Below are 21,267 nucleotides of genomic sequence, written 5' to 3' on the forward strand. Positions count from 1 at the left end.
AATGTTGATCGCCTTTTTAGGCGTTACCGTTAAGTCAATTCTTTATGAAAACCATCCTGTTGGCCACTGATTTTTCAAACCATGAATTCTGGGCTGCTGACTATGCCTGCCAACTGGCGAATCAGCTTCGTACGCACCTGGCCATTGTTCATGCCTACACACCCGTTACGCTGGCCGACATGCATGGCTCGGTCGCTTCCTTTACTGATCAGGAGCGTTTTCAGGCCATCAGTCAGCTTAGTCGTTTGCGGACACGGATGACTAGTGCAACGAAAGGGGCTATTGATGTATCGATTATTGCGTTTCCGGGTGATGCCGAAACAGCTATTGACACCGAAATCGCCCGGCTAAAACCGGATTTACTGGTGATGGGGCTGGCGGGTCAAAATCCGGAGAAGGCTCGCCTGGAGGGAAGTCTGGCTACGAAACGTATTCCCCGAACGCAAGTCCCTATGCTGCTGGTGCCACCGGGAGCCCGGTATCGGCGCGTGCAGACAATCATTCTGGCGGTCGATCTGTCGGAGCCTATTGATGCGCTGGCGCTGGCCAATGCCAAACGTTTTGCCAAACTTTTCGGGGCCGCACTGGACATCGTCTGTATGGAAGATGAACCGGACGAAGCCCTCCAGAAAGCTGCCGAAGGCATCCGTAAATTACTGGCCGATCAACCCCATACGTTTAGTTTTTTACCCGGAAATGATCTGAGTATTGTGCTGGACGATTTTCGGGCCGATCATAAAGTTGACCTGATCATGATGCTGCCCAGGCCGCATACCTGTTTCCAGACCTTCCTAATGGAAAGTAATACGCAGCATGTGGCCCGTCAGAGTCTGGTGCCGGTGCTGGCGGCCATCTAGCTGGTTCACCAATTGACCGATGGAGGTAAATCAGTAAGGCACCTGACGAATATCATAGGGTGACCGTTGCCATACCAGCACCTTTACGGATTCATCTGTAGCCGTTTGCAACGTAATGAACATTGCTTTTTTCAGCGCATTTTCTTTCGAGAAACCCTGGTTTGAGTTGGGTACTACCCATCAAATTACGTTCATCGACAAGCCCCTAAGTCTGCAAACTGTAGAGCTGGCTAAAGGGCATCAGGCGGTTTGTGCGTTTGCCAATGATGACTTAAGCCGCCCCGTTTTGCTATGGCTAAAAAAGCTGGGCGTATCGGTCGTAGGTATGCGCTGTGTTGGTCTTGATAATGTCGACCAGCAGGCCATAGACGAACTAGGGATGACCCTGCTGACAATTCCCGGACTATCGCCCTATTCAGTAGCTGAACAGGCAACTGCACTAGTGCTAGGGCTTGTTCGGCACTTGCCCGAAGCCCACGATCGGGTGCAACTGGCCGACTTTCGCATCGACGGACTGGTTGGGACTGATCTGCATGGAAAAACCGTTGGGATTATTGGGACTGGTCGTATTGGTCGGGCGTTTGCCAGAATCATGCTAGGCTTTGGCTGCAAGGTGATCGCCTATGACCTGCAACGCGATCCCGCACAGATTGGAGCCGGGGTTCAGTATGGATTACTGGCGGAGCTACTGCAACAGGCCGATATTGTTTCCCTGCATTGCTCGCTTACTCCCCTTACCGAATACCTTATCAACGACTATACACTGGCAGCTCTTAAACCTACGGCCATCTTAGTGAATACAGCGCGGGGGCGGATTGTCGATACGGCGGCTGTTCTGAAGGCACTGGATGCTGGGCAACTGGCTGGCTATGGGGCTGATGTATATGAACGGGAACGGCCCTATTTCCATTACGATTTTTCGGACAGAGATCTTGACGATAGTTTGTTGGATCGGTTATGCCATCACCCGAACGTGCTATTAACGGCCCACCAGGGATTCCTGACCGAAGAAACGCTTCAACAGATGGCTCAGCAGTTGCTCCAACAGTTTTCATTCTATGAAAACCAGAAAACGATTCATATTCCTCATGCATCCGTATGTTGATCCTTACATAGTATGAAAACGCTGGTTAGTCATCCGAAGAGCCTTTGGCTAGTCATATTGGCTTTTCTGCCCTGGTCGTGCGATGACCACCGAATCCCACCTACTTCTGCCTTACTGACGAGCTGCACAACGGGCTGGTCAACCATCGATCAAACCTATCACGGTGTATCCATTGGGGGCTTGGCCCCAGGCTGTTATCGTATTGTATTTGGGCCGGACGGTCAGCTAACAGTGGATCGATCGAGGTGCGTTGGAGAGGATACTTCACCTCTGGTATTGGGTAGCTGGTCCAGTACCGATACCCAACTTATGCTACCCAGCCGCCCCTGGAATAACTATGGCACGTCGAGCAATTCAATTGATGAACTAACCACCACTACGCTACGCTTTGGCTGGCGGGGAGGGCCCGACCGTATCGAAGAAATCTGGGCATGTAAATAGTGGTTTTTCTGTTGGCATTTGCGCTGATGTCATTGACGGAAAGAGTACGTCTAATCCGCAGGAAATAGGCTGGCTGTGCGATTATCAGGCTAATTACCCAAAAGAGATAGTGTCTTCGGAACTGTCGTACCATTGCCGTTTACTCAAAGGTTTCTCCGCTGTATGGTGTGTCAGGTTAATTTACGGCTGTTTTAAAGTCACACCTCGCAAAGGTTTAGTCAATAGGTTACTCTTGCTGGTGAATGATCTGTACGAAAACAGAATCAATGCCCTGTTTCTAGTCCAGTTTTTAGTTGGATACAGGATCTAAGTTTGAGGAGTCTCCCACCGATACGATCGTCAGGTTTCAAGTAAAAAAGCGTAGCCTTCATGACGATGGCCGAACACGTTTTGGCTTATACTACACTTTTCATGCAAATGTATGTAATGCTTTTTACGTATCGCATCGGGGGTGGATTATGTTGAACACCAGATTTTTAACTCAACGACTACTATGCATCGATACAGCCTTATCCTTATTGGTCTTCTCCTGCGTGTTTCGACTACTCAGGCACAATCGGCTATTGCTGAGAATACAATTGGACGTTCAACTGAATCCACTACTGTGGAGGTAGCGCCCAAAAAAGGGAAGCTGAGTGAGGCTCCTTTCTTTCTGAAGGCGTATGGATTCTACAGCCTGCTAACCCCCGGAACCGAAATCAACTATAGCGGAACACAAAGCCAGATTACATCGCCTACGATTTACAAACCTGTCAATACACATCTGGGAGCAGGACCACGTGCTGGTATTGGGGTTGGCCTCATCGTCAGTGATTTTATCAACGTGGGTGTTGATGCTGATCTACTATTCGGAACCCCACTACAGCTTACCTATGATGTCTTCGTGGGTAGCGGTAGCACGGCTAGTTTTTACAAGATTTCCACCAATACAACGTTAAGGGTCCTATCTGTCATCCCCAACATTACATTCAAGGCCCTTTCACGACCCAGCTATTACATTTACAATCGACTTGGGCTGGTAGGCGGAGTCGTACTGGATTATAAGACGCTCAGCAATACGCTTCAAACGCCCACGCGGGGAGCGACCACTACATCTGTGAACACGGCTACCTATACCAAAAACTCACTGGCTCTGGGATATCAGGCGGCTTTAGGCATTCAGTTTCGGTTAAGTCAGTCGATTCGGGGTTTTGCCGAAGTGGTGGCTTACAACCAATCCTTCAAGCCCAGAGAGGTGCAGAATACCAACAGCAGCACAACGAATGGAGCCACAACTGTCCAGAATTCAGCTACCCAGTTTAAAGATGCGGGCGATTACAATAAAATGAACCCCTACGAACAGCCAGTCTATAACGTGCCCATCAATAGTGTTGGTCTGGGAGCCGGGCTGGTCGTTCGGTTTTAAATAGCCCGAAAGCGACTCGTTTTTTGCGATCGGAAAAGCCTGAAAGAATTAAGCTATAACGCTTAGCTAAATCATTTAATCTGCTCCTATGAATCGATACCTCACTCCGCTCATTGGCTTGCTCATGCAGGCTGTAATCGTAAACGCTCAGTCTACCCTTTCCTTAAACGCACTGAACCCGTCGGTTGGATCGGTTGCAGCCGCTGCTCCTCAAAAAACCAAAGCCGCTGAGTCTCCCGTTTATGTGAAACTATATGGTCTGTATGGCTTGTTGACGCCGGGTGTACAAATCCGGTATAGTGAGTCGCTAAGCCAGACAGGCATTGCATTTCCATTTAAAACGACGAATAAAGGCTTAGGAGCCGGTCCACGTGCTGGAGTTGGTATTGGTTTGATTGTTAGTGATTTCATTAATATTGGACTCGATGCGGATATCCTGTTTGGGGCACCGGTAAACATTACGAATAGCTATGACGACGGTACTTACACCTACACAAACGCATCGACCATAACGTTGAAGGTCTTATCGGTTATCCCCAACATTACGTTCAAAGCCCTTTCGCGACCCAGCTATTACATTTATAATCGGCTTGGGCTGGTGGGTGGAGTCGTACTGGATTATAAGACGGTCGATAACGCCATTAGCCAATCTACAAACGGCACCAGCAGCACCTATAATGTTACCAGTAACTACACCGACAATTCGCTGGCGCTTGGGTATCAGGCAGCGCTGGGGATTCAGTTTCGGTTGAGCGAAGCCATTCGGGGATTTGCGGAGGTAGTGGGTTATAACCAATCGTTCAAACCCAAAAGACTCGAAGTTACCAACGCCAACGTAATTAACGGAAAACCCGTCTCGAGTGTCGTTGTAACCGAGTACAAAAATGAAGGGAATATCGTAAACTCGACCACTTCCCAGCCAAATCAAGCCTTAAGCTTTAACGTCGCCATGAACAGCATAGGCGTCGGTGCAGGGCTTGTCTTTCGGTTTTAATCCGTTTTACGGCTACTGTGTCCCGCTACTATTTCTGTCATTCAGGAATTAAGGCGTACTGGTTCACGGTATTGCCTGTTTTGCGGCTTTCGGCGGTGCGTTCGAGGGATAAAGTAGAGCCGTCGGGCTCGGCCAGAATATAGTATTCAATCAACCCATTGGTGTTGGTAGGCTTGGGCGTTAGGTTGTCCAGCAGGAGCCGTTTGTTATCGGTCGATACACTCCAGGTGCCCGTCGTGACGCGCCCATCTACATCTTTCAAAATCACCTGGTCGGGCTTGCTCAGATCGAGCCGGAAGTTGGTATAGCCCGGTTTTATATTCGATGTAGCCCCCAGCGTAAAGACTAGCACTTCCGATTCTTTAACGGTATTGGCTTTCCAGACTTTGTTGATCAGGCTGGTGATAGGCGTAATGGGTTTGGGCTGACAACCTGTCAGGCCAAGCAGGAGCATAAATAGGCCAACTAGTTTGTTCATGGCAGTAAGATTCGTTTCGTAAAGATTCGCCCCTCAACGTGGATGGCGACGATGTAAACACCCGTTGGTAGTTGTCCCAATGCATAGGTCCAGGCAGCCGCCGGTAAAACACGTCGACTGTCATTCAGATGGACTCGTCCGGCCAGGCTATGGAGTTGAATAAGTGCCTGGCTGGATTGATGCCAGTCGGTCTGGATATGCAGCGTCTGATCGGCCACAAACACCTGCGTTTGCGAAAGCCACTCATCTTCCACGGCAATCAGTATCTCCTTGATCTGAGCCTGAGCAACGTTCGAGAAGCCTGAACTCCCAGCCGTATTGCTGGCCTGAATCCGGTAGTAATAGGTGGTGAATTCCTGCAACCCAGCGTCGGTATACGTAGTTTGGGAAGCTGGAACGGTTTTTATTTCCTGAAAAGGCCCCGATGGACTCGTGGATCGCTCGATACGGACATTTACGGCTGAAGCACTCACGGCAGGCCAGTTCAGTTTGACCTGATCATAATCGACCACTTCGGCCGTCAGGTTTACCGGTGTACCCGGGGGAGCTAACGGGGTGGTTGCACAAGCCGGATCGGTATAGGCCGATGGACCGGCTGCATTTTTGGCCCGAACCCGATAACAGTATTGAGTGTTGTCGGCCAATGCCTTGTCTTCATAAGTGGTAGTATTGGCGGGTAGGTCGGCTATTTTCTGGAACGAACCGTTCGTACCGGTAGCCCGTTCGAGTTCAAAACCGCTTTCGTTCGTCGATTGGTCAGTCCAGGATAGGTTGATCTGGCTGGTCGAAATTACTTTGGCGGTTAACCCTGCGGGTTCTTTGGGCGGTACATCAGGCGTAAGGGCATCGGCTACATTACTATTGGGGCCGGTTCCACTGACGTTGGTCGCCCGGATTCGGTAGTAGTAGCGGGTATTGGGTGTCAGGCCGTTGTCGGTATAGGTGGTGGTCGTTCCGGCTACCGTCGTCAGCGGATTCCAACTGCCAGCACCATCCGGGCTGCGCTCGATAACAATCGTAACTGCATTCGGTATGGCACTCCAGCTTAGGCTAATTTGTGTAGTAGATGTCGCCGTAGCCTTCAAGTCCTGAGCCGCAATGGGTGGACCAACGGGCGTTGTAACATCGACCGTATTGGAAGGATTGGATAAACCTGCCGCGTTGACTGCCCGCACCCGGTAATAGTAATGCGTTTGCGGAGCCACACTCTGATCGGTATACGTTGTCGCATTTTGAGCCACATCCCCGATTTTGGTCCAGCTCGTGCCGTCTGGGCTACGGTCAACCTGGAACCCTGTTTCATTGCCAGACAGATCTGCCCACTGCAGACTCACCTGATTGTAGGTAAACGCTGTAATGGTGAGCCGGGCCGGATCGGCAGGCGGCACATCGGGCGTAATCGCATTCACAACGCCGGAGTAATCACCTGGTGCCCCCGCACTGTTCAGCGCCCGCACGCGATAGTAGTAGCGGGTATTGGGGCTTCGTCCATTGTCGACAAAGGTAGTGGCTGTAGCAGGGGAGGGGCCGATCTGTTGCCAGCCATCCGTCCCATTCAGACTTCGTTCGAGTTGATACCCACTGGCACCCGATACAGCATCCCAGGACAGACTAATCTGCGTAGTAGACGTCGCTACAGCCTTTACGTTTTGGGGAATGCCAGCGGGAGGAGCCGGGGTGGTCGTACAGGCAGGCGGATCGTTATAACCACTATTTCCGGCATCGTTGACCGCTCGTACCCGGTAGCAGTATTGGGTATTGGCCTGAACGCTCTGGTCACTGTATGTCTGCGTGTTCGGGCCTACATCTGCGATTTTGGTATACGAGGCCGTTGAGCCGCCCGTGGCTCGTTCAATCTCGAAGCGGGATTCATTGCTACTCAGGTCGGCCCATTGCAGATCGATTCGGTTATAGGCAATTGCCTGCGCCTGCATGCGGGCCGGAGCCGTCGGAACGCTCTGAGAGGTCGTTTTACAGACGGTGGCCGAATAGTCGTGTCCACTTTCACCGATTCGGTAGCAGTATTCAGTGTTCGACTCCAGACCCGTATCGATAAATTCGCCACTATCGGCCAGCCAGTCTTTGATCTTGTCGAAATTGCCCGATTGGCCTTTACGTCGTTCGATGGTAATGCCCGACTCTTTGCCATAGGGTGTCCAGTTTAGTTTAATCGAACTACTGCTTACCGTGGTGGCGATTAGGTTTTTGATATTCGTTGGCGATAGCGGGATGGTCTGACAGGTGGGGCCAGCATAGCCCGACGAACCACCCCCGTTGATAGCTTGTACCCGGTAACAATACTGCTGACCGCCCTGAACACCGTTGTCGGTCAGGCCAGGGGTTCGGCTGTACTGAACGGTCTGGTAGAGGCTATACGCTCCGCCCTGTACCGACCGTTCGACCCGGTAGCTGGTAGCTGTCCCGCCAGAGCCGTTACTCCAGCTAAGAACTACACTGCCATTCTGCAAGGTGGCCGTCAGACCTGTAGGCGTTCCGGGTGGCTCCTGAGGGGTGCTAACGGTGAGTGTATTGGAGTAAGTAGAGGTACTGGTCACAAATACGGCCCGAACTCGGTAGCTATAGGTATTCAGGCTCGTAACGGTTTTATCCTGATACGATGGCGAGTTGGCGGAGGCTTCCCCAATCTTGATGAAGCTGCCGGTTAGGCCTATACGTTCGATCTCGAACTTGGTTTCGTTGGTCGATTTGTCGTCCCAGGCCAGGTCGATCTGGTTATAGGTCGTAGCGGTTGCCTTCAGATTGGCTGGGGCGTTGGATTGAGCGAACAGGGAGATGGTAGCCAGCAGGGCCAGCCCCAGCAACCCAAAACGTATCAATGAGTTCATAGCTAGTTGACGTCAATTTTGACACGATTGGAGAGACCCGATTCGCGACCATCCTGATAGATTACTTTCACAGCATATTCATATTGACCTTTCTGTACCGCCTTGTCCGTAAAGGTCTGCTCGCGGTTAACAGCATTGTAGGTACGGAGTGGAGACGGTAAACCAGCTCGGTAAATAACAAACCGACACAGGTCATTCGGGTATTTCCAGCGAAGCACCACCTGTTTGCCATCTGCCGATAACTGGGTGGTCAGGTTCGTGATGGGTTGAGCAGATAAGGTCAATGTTTTCAGGTCCAGTACAGGTGACACATCCGAACGTAATCCTGCGGAATCGACGGCCATGAGTGCATAGGTATAAGCTGTATTCGGCTTTACACTCCTGTCGGTATAGGTGGTCTGGGTGGGCGCTAATTTGGCCACTTCGTGCCAGCGCTCGGTAGGTGCTCCCCGGCGTAGCAGCAACTGTTCACGGACATCGTCGCTGCTGCTTCTTGCCCAGAAAAGGTTCATGGCTGTATCGCTGGCAACGTAACGCGTAAGAATAGGAGAGACCGGGCGCACTCGGTCGGGCCGGGTCAGAATCAGTACATCGGACGGTTGGCTGGGGTTGTGATTTTTATCGTAGGCAATGACCCGGTAGCACAATCGCCTGCTCAGTGTATTGAGTTCGGTCTGGTCGTTGAACAGGCTGAGCGCCAGATACCCGCTGGTTCGGGCCGTAAAAATATGCGTCGGGTCATTGGCCATCACGACGGCATAGCCCAATAAGTCTGGTTCAGGATTGGCATCCCATACAATACGAACGAAGCCCGTTGTGTCGATATACCCTTGCAGATTGTTGGGTTTAGAGGGCCCTTTCGTATCCTTGAATGTACAGTACATGGGCAACGACAGGCTTTCATTACCCGACGTATCAATGGCTGTGACCTGATAAAACGCGGGTTGGTACGGAATGGCTGTCGTATCGGTAAAGGTTCGCTGATTGGGGGACAATGGCTTCCGGGTAAGTTCTACAAATGGCCCATCGATACGGGCGGCCTTACTGATCTGGTAGCCTCGCAGATCGCCCGGTGGTTTCAGATGCGTCCAGTTTACTCGGACACGGCTTCCGCCCAGGTGGGAAACATCTACCTTTTCAACACGGGAAGGCGGGGTCTGATCCATACTGCGAACGGTCAATACTGGCGACGGCAGACTTTGCTCGCCGAAGGGTGTGATACCGATAACGCGGTATTGATAAGGCTGATAATTACGGGCTGTTGAGTCGGTATAGGCATATAACAAATTCAACTCTTTAGTTGGTGGCTGAAACCAGGGGCGTTTGGTGAGTCGTCGAAACGTACGTCCCCCATCCGTGCTACGTTCGACCAGGAAAGCGGTATAGGCCATATCGGCAATTTTTCGATCCCAGGTCACTCGCACTTGTCGGTCACCTGATTCGCCCCGAAGTTCAATAAACGGTATCCGTGGATCAGGAGCCTCATTGCGTACCATCGTTTTTCCTAGATCAACGGGCATCTTCTGATCAGTCACTAACGGTAGGAGCGCATACACATAGGTTGTCCCCTTCTTTACGTCTTTATCCATATACCCCAGACCCAGACCCTGCGCATGACGGGCATTGATGTCGGCCTCCAGCAAGACCAGGGCTAGTTCGTACTGATTCTGCTCGTGCTGTTTTAGGGCTTTATTGAGCGTTATTTCGCCAGTTGATATACTCCGGTCCCGCTTTCCGTACAGCAATTGTACACAGGCACCAGCCAAGGTATCACGTGGACCGCAACGCTGTTTCCATTGGTCAATGGTCCAGGGGCGAATCTGTTTCTGATAGTCGAGCACCAGTTTGCCTTCGGCGTTTATGCTCCGGCGCGTAAGTAAATACCCACCACCCCGTACGTTGGCGGCCCGCCAGAGCGTCGCATTGTCGGGTGCCCAGCGTACGAACACAGAGTCGCCGTAGGCTTTGGATAGTGCCATAGTGCGATAGCGAGTAGTATCCGGTATGGCCAGATTGGCGAGGGTCGACGATGTTGGGCCTTGCGAGGCTGGTGCGGTGCGACTTTTCCGTTGCGCCAACGCGGGCGTAAGGGCAAGCAGAAGGAGAAAAGCAATGCGTATCATTTGATGTAGATGATTCCGGATCGTTTGGTTTTACTCATATTTTCATAAGCCTTTTTCGAGGGGCATTTGTGAGCCGCATCGTATAGGATATCACTAATCCCGGCCGAATTCGAAAGACTCATTTCGGCCATTTTAAGGGGGGAGAAGGCCCATACATCGAATTGCCCAAGTGAGCCGTGCTGGGATGCGAGTGCCTTATATTTACCCTCTTTCACCGCTTTCAGGGCTTTAGTAGTGGCGTCGTTCCAGAAGATCTTGCTGATGGCATCATAGGCATCTATATAGGCAAAATGACTTCTGATCGTAGCTTGTACATAGAAGCCATGGGTTGCAAACGTGTTTTTCTGCGGGGGGGGCGTCGTGCCATTGACCGCATTGCTATAGCCCTGATCGCCCGACATCTGCTGGTAGCTCGTATTCGTAAACGGCGTGGACGCATTGGCGTAGTTTTGCGCGTCGCTAATGATCTTGTTAATAGCCTCGTTAAGTTCTATGATGGGAAGCTTGGTGTCCAGCTTCGCCAGCGCAGGTTTGCAATTTTTTGAAAAGTTATCTTTCCAGAGTTGGCTCAGGTTATATTCATCGGCTACCACTAAGGCCGTACCGAGTATGGCGGCATCCAGCAGAAATCCCTTTACCTGAAAGTCTTCGCGATTAATGTTCAAATACTGATCGACAAAAGGCACTAACCGTTGGAGATACATATCCTGAAAGGGCAACGCCGACAGGCAGATACCATACCGCTGTGTCCCATTTTTATGAATGGATGCCGCCGTACCCGAGGCTACCTTGACCTCTTCGCCCGTTATTTGATCGGTTTTGTAATATCCTTCCGACCCATGCAGTGCTCCATCTACCTCCCACGACTGAATGGGTTTTTCGGGTAGGTCGAACTGCGCAGTCACCCAGGTCATTTGCCGCTCTAATAGTTCAATATCGGCATCTACACTTGCGTCGATGTTGTCGCCAAACATCCCGGACACAGCCCCCGAAACAGCATCAGATACCTGATCGACTACACCACTGAACAAGCCGCCACCCGACGATTGATTTTGCTGCTGTTTCTTGGCCCGGTCGAGGGCATAGCTGGCCGGGTACATGAGTCGGATCGTCGGTTTCATGTAGGTGTCAAACCAGGGGTTGATCGTCGTATTGGCCCGGAAATTCACCAGCGGAGGCAGGTATTTGGTGTAGCCAAGATCAGCTACCTGTAACTCATACTGTTCAAAATTTTCTAGTGAATTGCTCATGGGTGTTGTAAACACAGCATCGGGAAGCGAAAGACCTAGTACCTTTGTTGTATTTTTCTGATCGGCAATATTGAAGCCACTGGCCTGGATTTTCTCAGCCAGCGTATTGAATCGGCTCGTCTGGAAATAGTAGCTGTAGAGTACCTGCTCCAGTTGTTTACCAATCTCGTAGTCCTGTTGAGCTTTACTGGTTTTTACCAGTTTGTCACTCTTTTTCGACTTGTTGGGGTCGTACAACACTAAGCCGCCGTCATCGACCAGGGGTAGTTTATTTCCATATTGAGTCCCTATCTGATCCGCCTTGGTATTAACGCTCATAGCTAATGGGCCAGCCCCTGCGCCAGGAGCATAGTTTCCCGTCGAGCCAAGGGGGGCTGTATATTGTTTCCCCCCACCCGGTGTACTTCCCGGCGAATTGTTGCCCTTGTTATTCATGCCTGCGGGCAAGGGTGCCTGCTGGCTGCTAAGTCCGGAGCCTGGCGCGGATAGTTTCGGGCCGGAATGAGCCACTTGGCTGACAGATGCATATAAATTACCTGCTGATGCCTGTTGTTTGGCTTTCTTCTTCAGTTCGGCCAGTACCGCTTCCTGTTTGTCGATGTAAGTCTGGGTTGGAATTCTGACCAGTTCGAGTTTGTAAAGCTGGCTGTTGACCAATCCGGCGGGCATAGTATATTTTACGTGCAGTCCATCGTAGGTTGGGTCGGCAAACAGGGCTTTTTTATCGTCGAACACGCCATCAAAGCCTGGGCTGATGCGGACTTTCAGGGAGAAGTCTTCGTTGTTGGTCAATCCTTCAATGCAACACGATTTAGCTAAGAATTCCACAAAGCCTGTGTTCACTTCACCTTTCATGAAGTACCGCTGCCCTTCGAACGGATACGAATATGCGACAGTTTTGTTGTTTCCTTCGCGGGTCATCGACGGATTGCATTTGTCCGTTGTAAACTTGGCAACCGCCGTGGTATCAACAAGTTTCCCTTTAAAATAGAACGGATGGAATTTGCCATCAGCCTGCCGACGGGTAGCGACCAGGCCCAATGTCAGGGTATGGTCGATTTCAGGGGCCATAGCCGCGTTTCGATAAAACGTTGCCGTCGTATTAGATTCACCCTCTTCATTTTTGCCATACCGGAGCCGCCCACTGTTATCGCCAACACAGGAGGCATATTTAGCGGACACACTGCCAACAGGCTGGGCCACAAACTGCTGACCCGGAATGTAGGCGACCCGGAAAGTGATGGTGGCTCGATAATTCCCGTTTATGTCGACTGAATCCACATCGATATTGGTTTCAATGGGGTAGTTGAACTCCGCGTAGAAAGGAGAAATTATATTCAGATCTTTCTCGCCATTGGGTTGCAGGCTGGATATAAGCGGCTGCGCAAAGGGATTGACCGGTGGTGGATCGGGAATACAGATTTTATCCGTATTGTATTCGACATGCGCACTGCACGTACCTTTCACCAGACCTCGTAAGGCCCGGTACCGAATAGCCACGCTGCCCTGCAGCCAGACTGGGTTGACCATACCGCCCTGTAATAGCGCGGCCGCATCGCCCCCGGCTACTTCGACTTTTCCGCTGAAGAACCACAGGTCTACATCAACGCCCAGGCTGAACCCTAAACCAGCGTATACCTGCCCCACGGCATACCAGCCATTAAAGCCCGGTGGATTATAGCCTTTACAGGCCTGCACTTCCTGTAAGACGAAGTCGTACCCTGCACCGAGGTAATATGAAAAATAAAAGGGGCCGAAATTGACCTGAACCTGATCTTTAGGCGTACCAATGTGAAACCCAGCTCCAAACGCTACCCCTTTGCCGTTTCCTTTGAACGGGTTTGGTTTGTAGTTCAGTCGACTAATCAGCTCTGGCGAAACGATGTCGGTGGACATGGGTGGTGGCAATGTTCCGAATACGCTCTGTGGAATGTACGTACCCATCAGGAAGTACGAATCGAGCCCAATGATCTCTTTACTGCCCAGCATCAGACTGAGGTCGATTCGTTGGCCGTTCGGATTCCCGAACGCCAGGTAGAAATTGAGGTTTCGGGGTTCGAAATAGATCTCAGCATTGGCCTCAGCGGCCAGCGATAGGCCTTCACTTAATCCCTGTCTGGCGGTCAGGCTGGCGCTACCTGAAATAGTGCCGTTGTTAATGTCAACCTTCAGCAGGGCATGACCCGATGCCAGCGGGTTCTCATAATTAGGTGGTGAACCATTGTGTAACACATAGGCAGCCGCATCGATCGTTACCTTCGGATCCGCGCCAAACTGGAACGTTAGGGTGCCATCCATGTTCAGCATGTTCGTACCCACGGTTCCGATGATGACCCCGACCTGAATCCCAAGTTCGACGGTACTACTGGGGCTGTACGAAACGTTGGTGCCAGCAATCTTCTGGTCGATACCTCGGTACAATCCACCCCGGAATGCTTTCATAGCCAATCCTGTAGAACCGAGTGGAATGCCGGTTGGTCCCAGGGGCACAACACCACTGACATAGTAGTATTTAAACCCTTTATCGCCAATTGTACGGCCAAAGCGGGCCTGTACACCTACAGACCCCGCCAGGCCCACATCGAGCAGGGCGTGGCCGAAGAAACCGTTCCCCCAGGTAGGGTCATCGTGCATGAAGCCAATTGTAGCCGATACGCTGGCCGGGCCGATGGTGCCTGCTGCGGACAGCGAATCAATAAAGTAATCGTTGTAGCCCCAACTCTCCCAGGATGGCCCGACCGTAAAGCGCATCCGTGCTGTAGCCGAGGCCGAAAAATTAGCTGATTCGGTCAGGTTTACGTTCCCCGTAAAGGCCAGGTCTTTAGCAATCGCCGGCGCCGATACCTTGGCACCAGGGGCTTCCTGAACCGCGAAGTTGGTCAGCGTAAGCGGGAAGCCATCGTCGCCGGGGGCACCGATGTATCGTTGGGGGGAGTTGAAGGAGACGTTCTTCATGGTAAAATAAGGCGCTTCCGTCATGACGCCTAAACCAGTGAACTCGGCGGCTGTAACTTTCGCGATACTCAGGTCAAGACTGAGCTTGCCGTTGAAAATGGCGGAGGCCGAAAAGCTACCGGTTATATACGCCAGATTGATGTGAGAATCGCTGTTAAGCTGCAAATCGGCTCGCCATACATCGACGTGCATATTGTCGGTCGGCTGCACGTTGAACGTAATGTCTGTGCTATTGGGGTTATTCACAATAGCCGCCGTGTATGATAGGGTGGAAGCGGTGCCGTCGTCTTTTTTGAACAGTGGCAGCCCAATACCTCCGCGCATGCTGGCTTCCTGAAATTCGCTCTTCTTGAAGGTTCCCGAAATTTCGTCGATGGAAATGCCCCAGCTTTTCAGTTGACCGTCGCCAAGGGTTAATACGCTCTGTAAAAAGACCTTCCCACTGAAACCGTTTTGTGAGTCATAGATAAGGCTTTTGACTCCGCCCGTTAAGGGTTTGCCTTTTTTATTGAGCTTGGCGAAGGGACCACTCAGTTTGAGCTGGACCAGCGGGAAGTAGATACCCTGCCACAGGTTGCCCATGTCGGTATAGCCATCGACAAAACCATCGGGATTTTTTGTGTCGCTATGGTCATAGAAGCCTTTGTTGACTTTGCCATCGGCGTCGGTCATCGAAAACACATAGTCTTTCAGGCTGCCTACGTAAAAATCGTCGAACGTTAGCTCAGCATTCCAGTCATCAAAATCGGGGGTATTAACATCTGACGATGCCAGCATCTCCAGGTCGGCACCGTCGGCAACCCGATGAAGACCCGGTGGTTTCAGTCCAGCGCGAATCCCCATTTTCTTAAAACCTTCCACATCGAAGTACACGTAAGTGTATTTGGCCGCCAGCTCCTCCGCTTTCATCATCGGTAGCGCAGGGCCACCCTTCAGCGACAGAAATTTCGACAGTTCCATATCCTGACCCAGATAGAGCATACCTTCACCACAAAACGGTTTATCGGCACTCATGCACAGGTTGTAGCCACTAAGTGGTATGCCGCTGAAACCGCCCGGCTTGCTATTCAGGACGATCCAGGTATTGGCCTGGTAATAAGCCTGCTCGGGCGTAAAGGTGACGTCGGTGATGGCAATATTGGTGGTAATAGGCCCAAAGGATTTGTCGATGCCGAATGGAACGTCGAAGCCGACACTGTTGGCCGAGTTTTTCAGCGATGATACCAGCATATCTTTGTTGTCGGCCAAGGTCTTGCTGATGTTGCCAATCTGATCGCTGGTCAGAGTAGGTGGTGTATAGTCGGGTTTGTCCCAATTGGGTTTCAGCGACGGGTCGGCTTTATCGCTGTAGCGGGCCCGGACCACCCCACCAATCACCTGCCCGGCAGTATTACATTGCACATTGTATAAATGCACCCGTAGTCGGGCGTACTGACTGTTGACGAGTGGCAGCGGAATCATACCGTCGCCATTCAGCACCCCACCTTCCGATTCGTTTACATTATCGAGGAAAGTCAACTGGAAGCCAGCGATCGTTGCCGAGCGGCTTTTTAACACACCGCTGTTATCGACTGTTTTGTCACCCAGCTCAATCTTGCAGGAGCAGTTAATCGGAAGCTCCCCCGATTTAACTACGTATTTTTTCTCTTTTGTCGAGTCCGTTGAGGCTATAGGCAGAATTGGTAGCTTCGGCGTGGACTCATTGCCATACGTAAAGGCGCAAACGGGGCTTTTTCCGTCGTTCTGAAAATGCAGCTTGCTAGAGCGGTCGATGGCCTGTACTCGCCAGGCGTACCGCTTGCCCACAACCAGGGGTGGCTGCGTAGGGCCGTACAAAAAGGTGCTTGTACGCAGGTTCCGCAATTCGACCCCTGATTTCGGTAATGTAATAGCATCGATAAATACGTTCGGGTCGATGTTTTCCTGGGGTAGTTCAACGACCCGGAGGGTATACTCAACCGAAGCGGGCGAAACTCCAACGGGAGGTGTCCAGGTAAACACAACAGCTTGTGGGGTCGTAGCCGTTACGTTGGCGTCGCAGAGGGGCGAAATCAGGATAGGGGGCTCCACCGAACGAACCACAATCGGTGCTGAACATCCCAACGGAAACTCAGCCGATAGGGCCTGGCCAAAGGCAGTGGCTGCCGTATTGGTAGCCGTTTCGTTGTACGCCCGGATACAGAGTTGATATGTTCCGTCCGGGAGTGGCAGGCCCCGTGCCAGCAGGTTTTTGTCGATTCCGGTTACCTCGATTTGATTCAGGTCGAACAACCCTTCCAGATCATTTCGGGTGAGTAAGGTCTGGCCGGGGGGGACTGTAACCGGGCGCGGAGGGCGGTAGTTGGGCGACGTTTTGATTTCGATGCCGTTGTCGCCCGTAAGCTGGCCTGTCAAACGAATCTGGTATGTACTCCGGCTGGTGTTGATGATAAACACCCGCACCTGCTGACCAACTCCGGGATAATCCTGAAGGTAGGCACTATAGGGCGGCATCACGCTCACCTGCACCTGCAACGGGAACGTTTGGGCATAGACAGTGTTAACCGCAAAGATCGTTATGATGAGCGCAGAGAACGCCAGGATTCGTTGCGCTCGTTGCGAAACACTCCGCGCCCTTTGCGTTATATCGAATTTAAAATGAGATTCCATAACCAAGGTTGCCTCTGAGTTCGTTGAAGGTTTGTTCCTGAATGCCGGTATTAGAGTTCAGGTAGTTGAGCGATACATTGACCGTCTGGCGTTTGGCGATCTGGTAGCCAGCGTTTACCGAAGCCGTTAATACCTTGCCCGTTATGCCCGACTGCTGATTGACCAGATAGCTGGCGTTGAAGGACGTCGTTAGCTTTTTCTCCAGAAACGACTGGGTAGCCCCCAGCGTAGGGCCAAAGAAGCGCACGGTTTGATTGGTATCACCAACGGCAACGGGCAACTGTGTTTGTGTGTAGGAGAGCATGCCGTTGAAGCCCCAGCCGGTGGTGGTTTGCTGGTAGAAATAGCCCAGGTTCAGGTTGATGTTGTTGTTTTCGGTCTGGCTGGCGGTGGTGGCATTTAGGTCGCTGAGTTTCTGATAGGTGGTTGTTAGGGTAAACACCTGCGCTACATCTTCCGTTTGAAGGGTATATCGTGTATTGACCGTTGCCGACAGGTTATTCTGCGCCAGCCGGAGCGTGTCGATGACCGGACGAAGACCCGCCTGCTGGCTAATGCCATAATTGGAAAGCTGTACATCGATACCGAAAGCCGTTGCCGGGTTGTACGAGACGATCAGCGAGCCAATGCTTCGTCCGGTACGGGCATTTTTGTTGTTGGCTAGGTTGTCGAATTGTACCCCATAACTGCCCGACAATCGAAGTTTACCTTCCAGCAAGGTCAGGTTGGGGGCGATGGCATAACTCTCTATATCACTCTGAAAATAATAAGCACCCATTGTCTGGAAGTTAGGGTCGATGCGCTTGTACTGGAGTTTGATCCCTGCTGCTTTGCCCCGGTAGCCGATAGCTGCCTGCGTCGCCTGCGTCAGTTGAGTTGACAATCGGGGCGTAAAAAGTTTTCCGAAGAAGCGCGTTACTGAATTACTCCCTTCGGCCGAGATAAGCGTGCTCCGAACATCACGGGTGTAGGCACTAACGGCCTCATCGAGTTCAACCGTGATGTGTTTCAGAATCAGCAGGCGGGTGGTCAGGCCTACGACCAGGTTTTCGGCGGGTGTAACGGTTTGAGAAACGGATTGAGGGGCTGAGGTGATCGAAGCCGAATCATCTTTGGCGCGCAACATAATCAGATCGACGTAATTGCCGGGTTTGCCATACCCAACTTTTAACGCATAGCCCGTACGCTGATAAGCGGGGATAATGTCGGGTTCGGCCAGGTTGGTTGAGATCGCTTTGTTGAATCGGCCATACACGGCTCCCAGCCGCAGCTTGCCCGGATTGAGTTCAACGCCACCTCCCAAAAACGTATGCCCCGCCAGCGTAAAGGGGGAGAAACTGACATTTCGATAACCTGCATGAACGGTAGCCCATTTGTAGGTTGGTGACACACCGAACTGGTTGAACGGTTGGCGGAAACTGCTGCCCTGATTGCCCAGTACGGCCGAGAAAGGCAGTGATATACCACCAGGCAATGCAACGGTTACCGAGCCACTTAATCCGAAAGGAGAGGGTTGGTTGCGGGCGGCAATGCCACTGGCTGTATAAAACCCCGCGTAGGCATTCAATCCTCCCGACACTTTTACAGGCAGGGATTTCGTCGTAGGGGCATCGGTTTGTGCCAATGCTACCTTACTCAGCCAGAACCCGAAAAGGAGAAGAAGTAAAGTTGGACGCATGAGCTGACGAGATGGTCAAAAAACTTGTGTCAAAGCTAGTTTTGCCTGCTGCGCCAATCAATCGGATAAATGTATGATAGGGATACTACGTGATGAATAGGTTTGTTTTTATTGGTTTGATAATCAGATATTTGTGTTTTTGAGCTTGCGCTTTGCTGAACTGCTTAATGCGTATTTTTACGCATACCAGCATGGGCTGAAGGGATAAACAAGCAGCCCGATCCGAAGACCGGGCTGCTGGGTGGATAGAAAGTTAATACCTGATGAGGGTCGTTACTTTTTCACGAGGGCCTTGGCCGGTTGAAAATCGGGGTGACCCGCTTGCCAGAGCGCGAACGCATACATGTTGGCGAAGTTGCGGAAGGTTACGGCTTTGTCTTCTGTGAAATGACCATTGTCGTAATTGACTTGCAGAACTACGGGTTTGCCGGAGGTACTGGCGTTTTGTAGGGCAGCGGCAAACTTACCCGGCTGCCAGGCAATAACACGCGGGTCGTTCATGCCTCCGATGCACATTACCGCCGGATACCTGGTCCCTTCTTTCACATGGTTGAAGGCATCCATCTCATAGAGCGCCATGCACTGGACCGAATCCTTTACGGTGCCGAACTCGGGTGCATTGACGGGGCCATTGGGTGATTCTTCCATACGGAGGGCATTGGAGCAGCTTACGTTACTGATGGCAGCGGCAAACAGATCAGGGCGCTCGGTGATGGCCCGGCCAATAAGGATGCCTCCTGCCGACGTGCCTTCGCCAATAAGGTGTTGTGGGCTTGTGTATTTATGTTTAACGAGGTACTCGCCACTCGAAATGAAATCCTTCCAGGTGTTAGGCTTGGTTGTCTGAAAACCTGCCCGATACCATTTCTGCCCTTTTTCGGAACCCCCACGCGGATGGGTTTCGGCGATGATAACACCCTGATTGAGTAAGGCCAGACTCCGTCGGCTAAAATAAGGCGTGGCCGATATGCCATAGGCACCATAACCGGTCATAAAACAGACCGCGCTACCGTCGCGCTTAAGTCCTTTCCGATAGACCAGCGAAAGCGGTATCATTACGCCATCATGCCCTGGAATTTCAAGCTCTTCAACCACCAAATCAGTTACACCAGGGTAGTTGGGCTGCACATCGAAGGTACTAACCGCTATTTTCCGGGTGGATGGGTCAAAGTCGTAGGCAGTGCCGGGGTTATTCCAGGAGGTTATGTAGGCTAATACCTCATTGCTACGTGGAGCGTCATAAGGCTCAATACCTGTAGTGCCTGTGCCTGGAATGGGTACATCAGCCCATTGTTTTGTGTGGGGATCGTACTGCCGGATTTTCTCATTGATACCATCACTCAATGTGACGAACAAAAAATCTTTCGTTGCTACGATCCGGGTAATATTTCGTTGGCTTTCAGGCAGTAGAACAGTCGCCTTCGCCGGATTTGGATTGCTCGCGTCCGTTTCCAGAATTTGGCCATTCGGTGCATTTTTGACACTCAGCAAGTACAGTCGATTGCCAATCTTGTAAAAATCGTTGATGCTGTCGGAGGGGGCAGCTACACGTTTCCAGCTAATAGCCGATTTTGTAAGATCGGCTGGAGCCGCCATCCAGGCATCAATTCGCCGATCAACCGACGATAGGATACCGTACATCTGTGTATAATCACCCGAAAAATACATAATCGGGTATTGGTCGGGCCGAATGCCCATGTCGGGGTTTTTAGCCCGTGACCATAATTCAGGGTCGTTGCCGGGGCTGGTACCTAGTTTATGTAATCGGGCCTTGGTATCGAGGTTGCCTTTAGGGTCTTTAGGATCGTTCGAATTTTGAGGAGTATACAGAAAGCCACTGTTGTCGGGCAACCAGTCGATGCCTCCGCCAAAAACAGCGGTGATGCTTTCGGGGCGGAAGGTTTTGGTGGCTACGTCCATGGTTCGTAAAGTCGACAGTTCGGCACCGCCTTCCTGCAGGCCAATGACCAGAAGCTTTCCGTCTGGGCTGGGGGTGAAAGCACTCATGGCGTAGGTTTTGCCCTGACTCGATGCGGTTGGATCGAAGAGCAGTTTTTCGGGCCCGGTTTTCCCTTCGCGGCAGTAGAGCTTACCGACGTTTTCGTTAGGAAGGGTTTTGCGATAGAAATAGGTGTTTCCTCGTTTCCTGATTTCGCCGTAGCGGATGGGGAGCCGTTTGTCGTAATCCACAAAGGTCTGGATGAGCTTGTCGCGACCTGGAATCTGAGCCAGCAGGGTGTTGGTATAATCGCCCTGGGCCTTGAACCAGTCTTTGACTTCGGCACTGTTCATATCTTCGAGCCAGCGATAATTGTCGGTGATTTTTTTACCAAAATAGGTGTCCGTGACAGGTCTTTTGGGCGTAGCCGGTAGACTAGCGTTAACGGATACCTGCGCCTGTACCGTCAGACTGACAAACAGAGCTACTATCGTATACAAAGAGGTCTTCATGGTAAATAATTGATTAGAGGTCAGCTAGTTATACG

The 21,267-nt window shown here is 51.6% G+C and carries 11 protein-coding genes; 5 read left to right on the top strand and 6 right to left on the bottom strand.

Translation table 11 applies throughout. The features are described 5' to 3' along the window. Positions 1–44 precede the first annotated feature (44 nt). The 5 genes from B5M13_RS09285 to B5M13_RS09305 all read left to right on the top strand — a co-directional run bounded on the left by B5M13_RS09285 (position 45) and on the right by B5M13_RS09305 (position 4,802). Positions 45–857, top strand: a complete 813-nt coding sequence (locus B5M13_RS09285; protein ID WP_080055416.1) for a universal stress protein — start codon at positions 45–47, stop codon at positions 855–857. Between the two features lie 115 nt (positions 858–972). Next, positions 973–1,962 carry an NAD(P)-dependent oxidoreductase gene (locus tag B5M13_RS09290; RefSeq protein ID WP_080055417.1) on the top strand — a complete coding sequence of 330 codons (990 nt, stop codon included), beginning with the start codon at positions 973–975 and terminating at the stop codon, positions 1,960–1,962. A gap of 12 nt (positions 1,963–1,974) precedes the next feature. Continuing rightward, on the top strand, positions 1,975–2,403 hold the full coding sequence (locus tag B5M13_RS09295) for a hypothetical protein (RefSeq protein ID WP_080055418.1): 429 nt from the start codon (positions 1,975–1,977) through the stop codon (positions 2,401–2,403). Positions 2,404–2,896: 493 nt separating this feature from the next. Further along, a complete protein-coding gene (locus tag B5M13_RS09300; protein WP_080055419.1) occupies positions 2,897–3,808 on the top strand; it encodes a hypothetical protein in 912 nt (303 codons plus the stop codon). A gap of 88 nt (positions 3,809–3,896) precedes the next feature. Beyond that, positions 3,897–4,802 carry a hypothetical protein gene (locus B5M13_RS09305; RefSeq protein WP_080055420.1) on the top strand — a complete coding sequence of 302 codons (906 nt, stop codon included), beginning with the start codon at positions 3,897–3,899 and terminating at the stop codon, positions 4,800–4,802. Positions 4,803–4,839: 37 nt separating this feature from the next. On the opposite strand, the gene B5M13_RS09310 is transcribed toward B5M13_RS09305, so the two are convergent. The 6 genes from B5M13_RS09310 to B5M13_RS09335 form a co-directional block, all read right to left on the bottom strand. Beyond that, a complete protein-coding gene (locus B5M13_RS09310; protein WP_080055421.1) occupies positions 4,840–5,280 on the bottom strand; it encodes a hypothetical protein in 441 nt (146 codons plus the stop codon). Continuing rightward, on the bottom strand, positions 5,277–8,126 hold the full coding sequence (locus tag B5M13_RS09315) for a fibronectin type III domain-containing protein (protein WP_080055422.1): 2,850 nt from the start codon (positions 8,124–8,126) through the stop codon (positions 5,277–5,279). Before B5M13_RS09315 ends, B5M13_RS09310 begins: the two co-directional genes overlap by 4 nt. 2 nt (positions 8,127–8,128) lie before the next feature. Then, on the bottom strand, positions 8,129–10,249 hold the full coding sequence (locus tag B5M13_RS09320) for a fibronectin type III domain-containing protein (RefSeq protein ID WP_080055423.1): 2,121 nt from the start codon (positions 10,247–10,249) through the stop codon (positions 8,129–8,131). Beyond that, the gene (locus B5M13_RS09325) at positions 10,246–17,103 is read right to left on the bottom strand and encodes a hypothetical protein (RefSeq protein WP_080055424.1); all 6,858 of its coding nucleotides are present in this window, start codon (positions 17,101–17,103) and stop codon (positions 10,246–10,248) included. The genes B5M13_RS09320 and B5M13_RS09325 overlap by 4 nt, the downstream gene beginning before the upstream one ends. Then, positions 17,087–18,781, bottom strand: coding sequence for a hypothetical protein (locus B5M13_RS09330; protein WP_080055425.1), 1,695 nt, complete (start codon positions 18,779–18,781; stop codon positions 17,087–17,089). Before B5M13_RS09330 ends, B5M13_RS09325 begins: the two co-directional genes overlap by 17 nt. A gap of 273 nt (positions 18,782–19,054) precedes the next feature. Next, positions 19,055–21,232 (bottom strand): prolyl oligopeptidase family serine peptidase, encoded by a 2,178-nt coding sequence (locus B5M13_RS09335; protein WP_080055426.1) that lies wholly within the window; start codon positions 21,230–21,232, stop codon positions 19,055–19,057. Positions 21,233–21,267: the final 35 nt, after the last annotated feature.

It is taken from the genome of Spirosoma aerolatum (genome assembly GCF_002056795.1).
Lineage (GTDB): Bacteria > Bacteroidota > Bacteroidia > Cytophagales > Spirosomataceae > Spirosoma > Spirosoma aerolatum.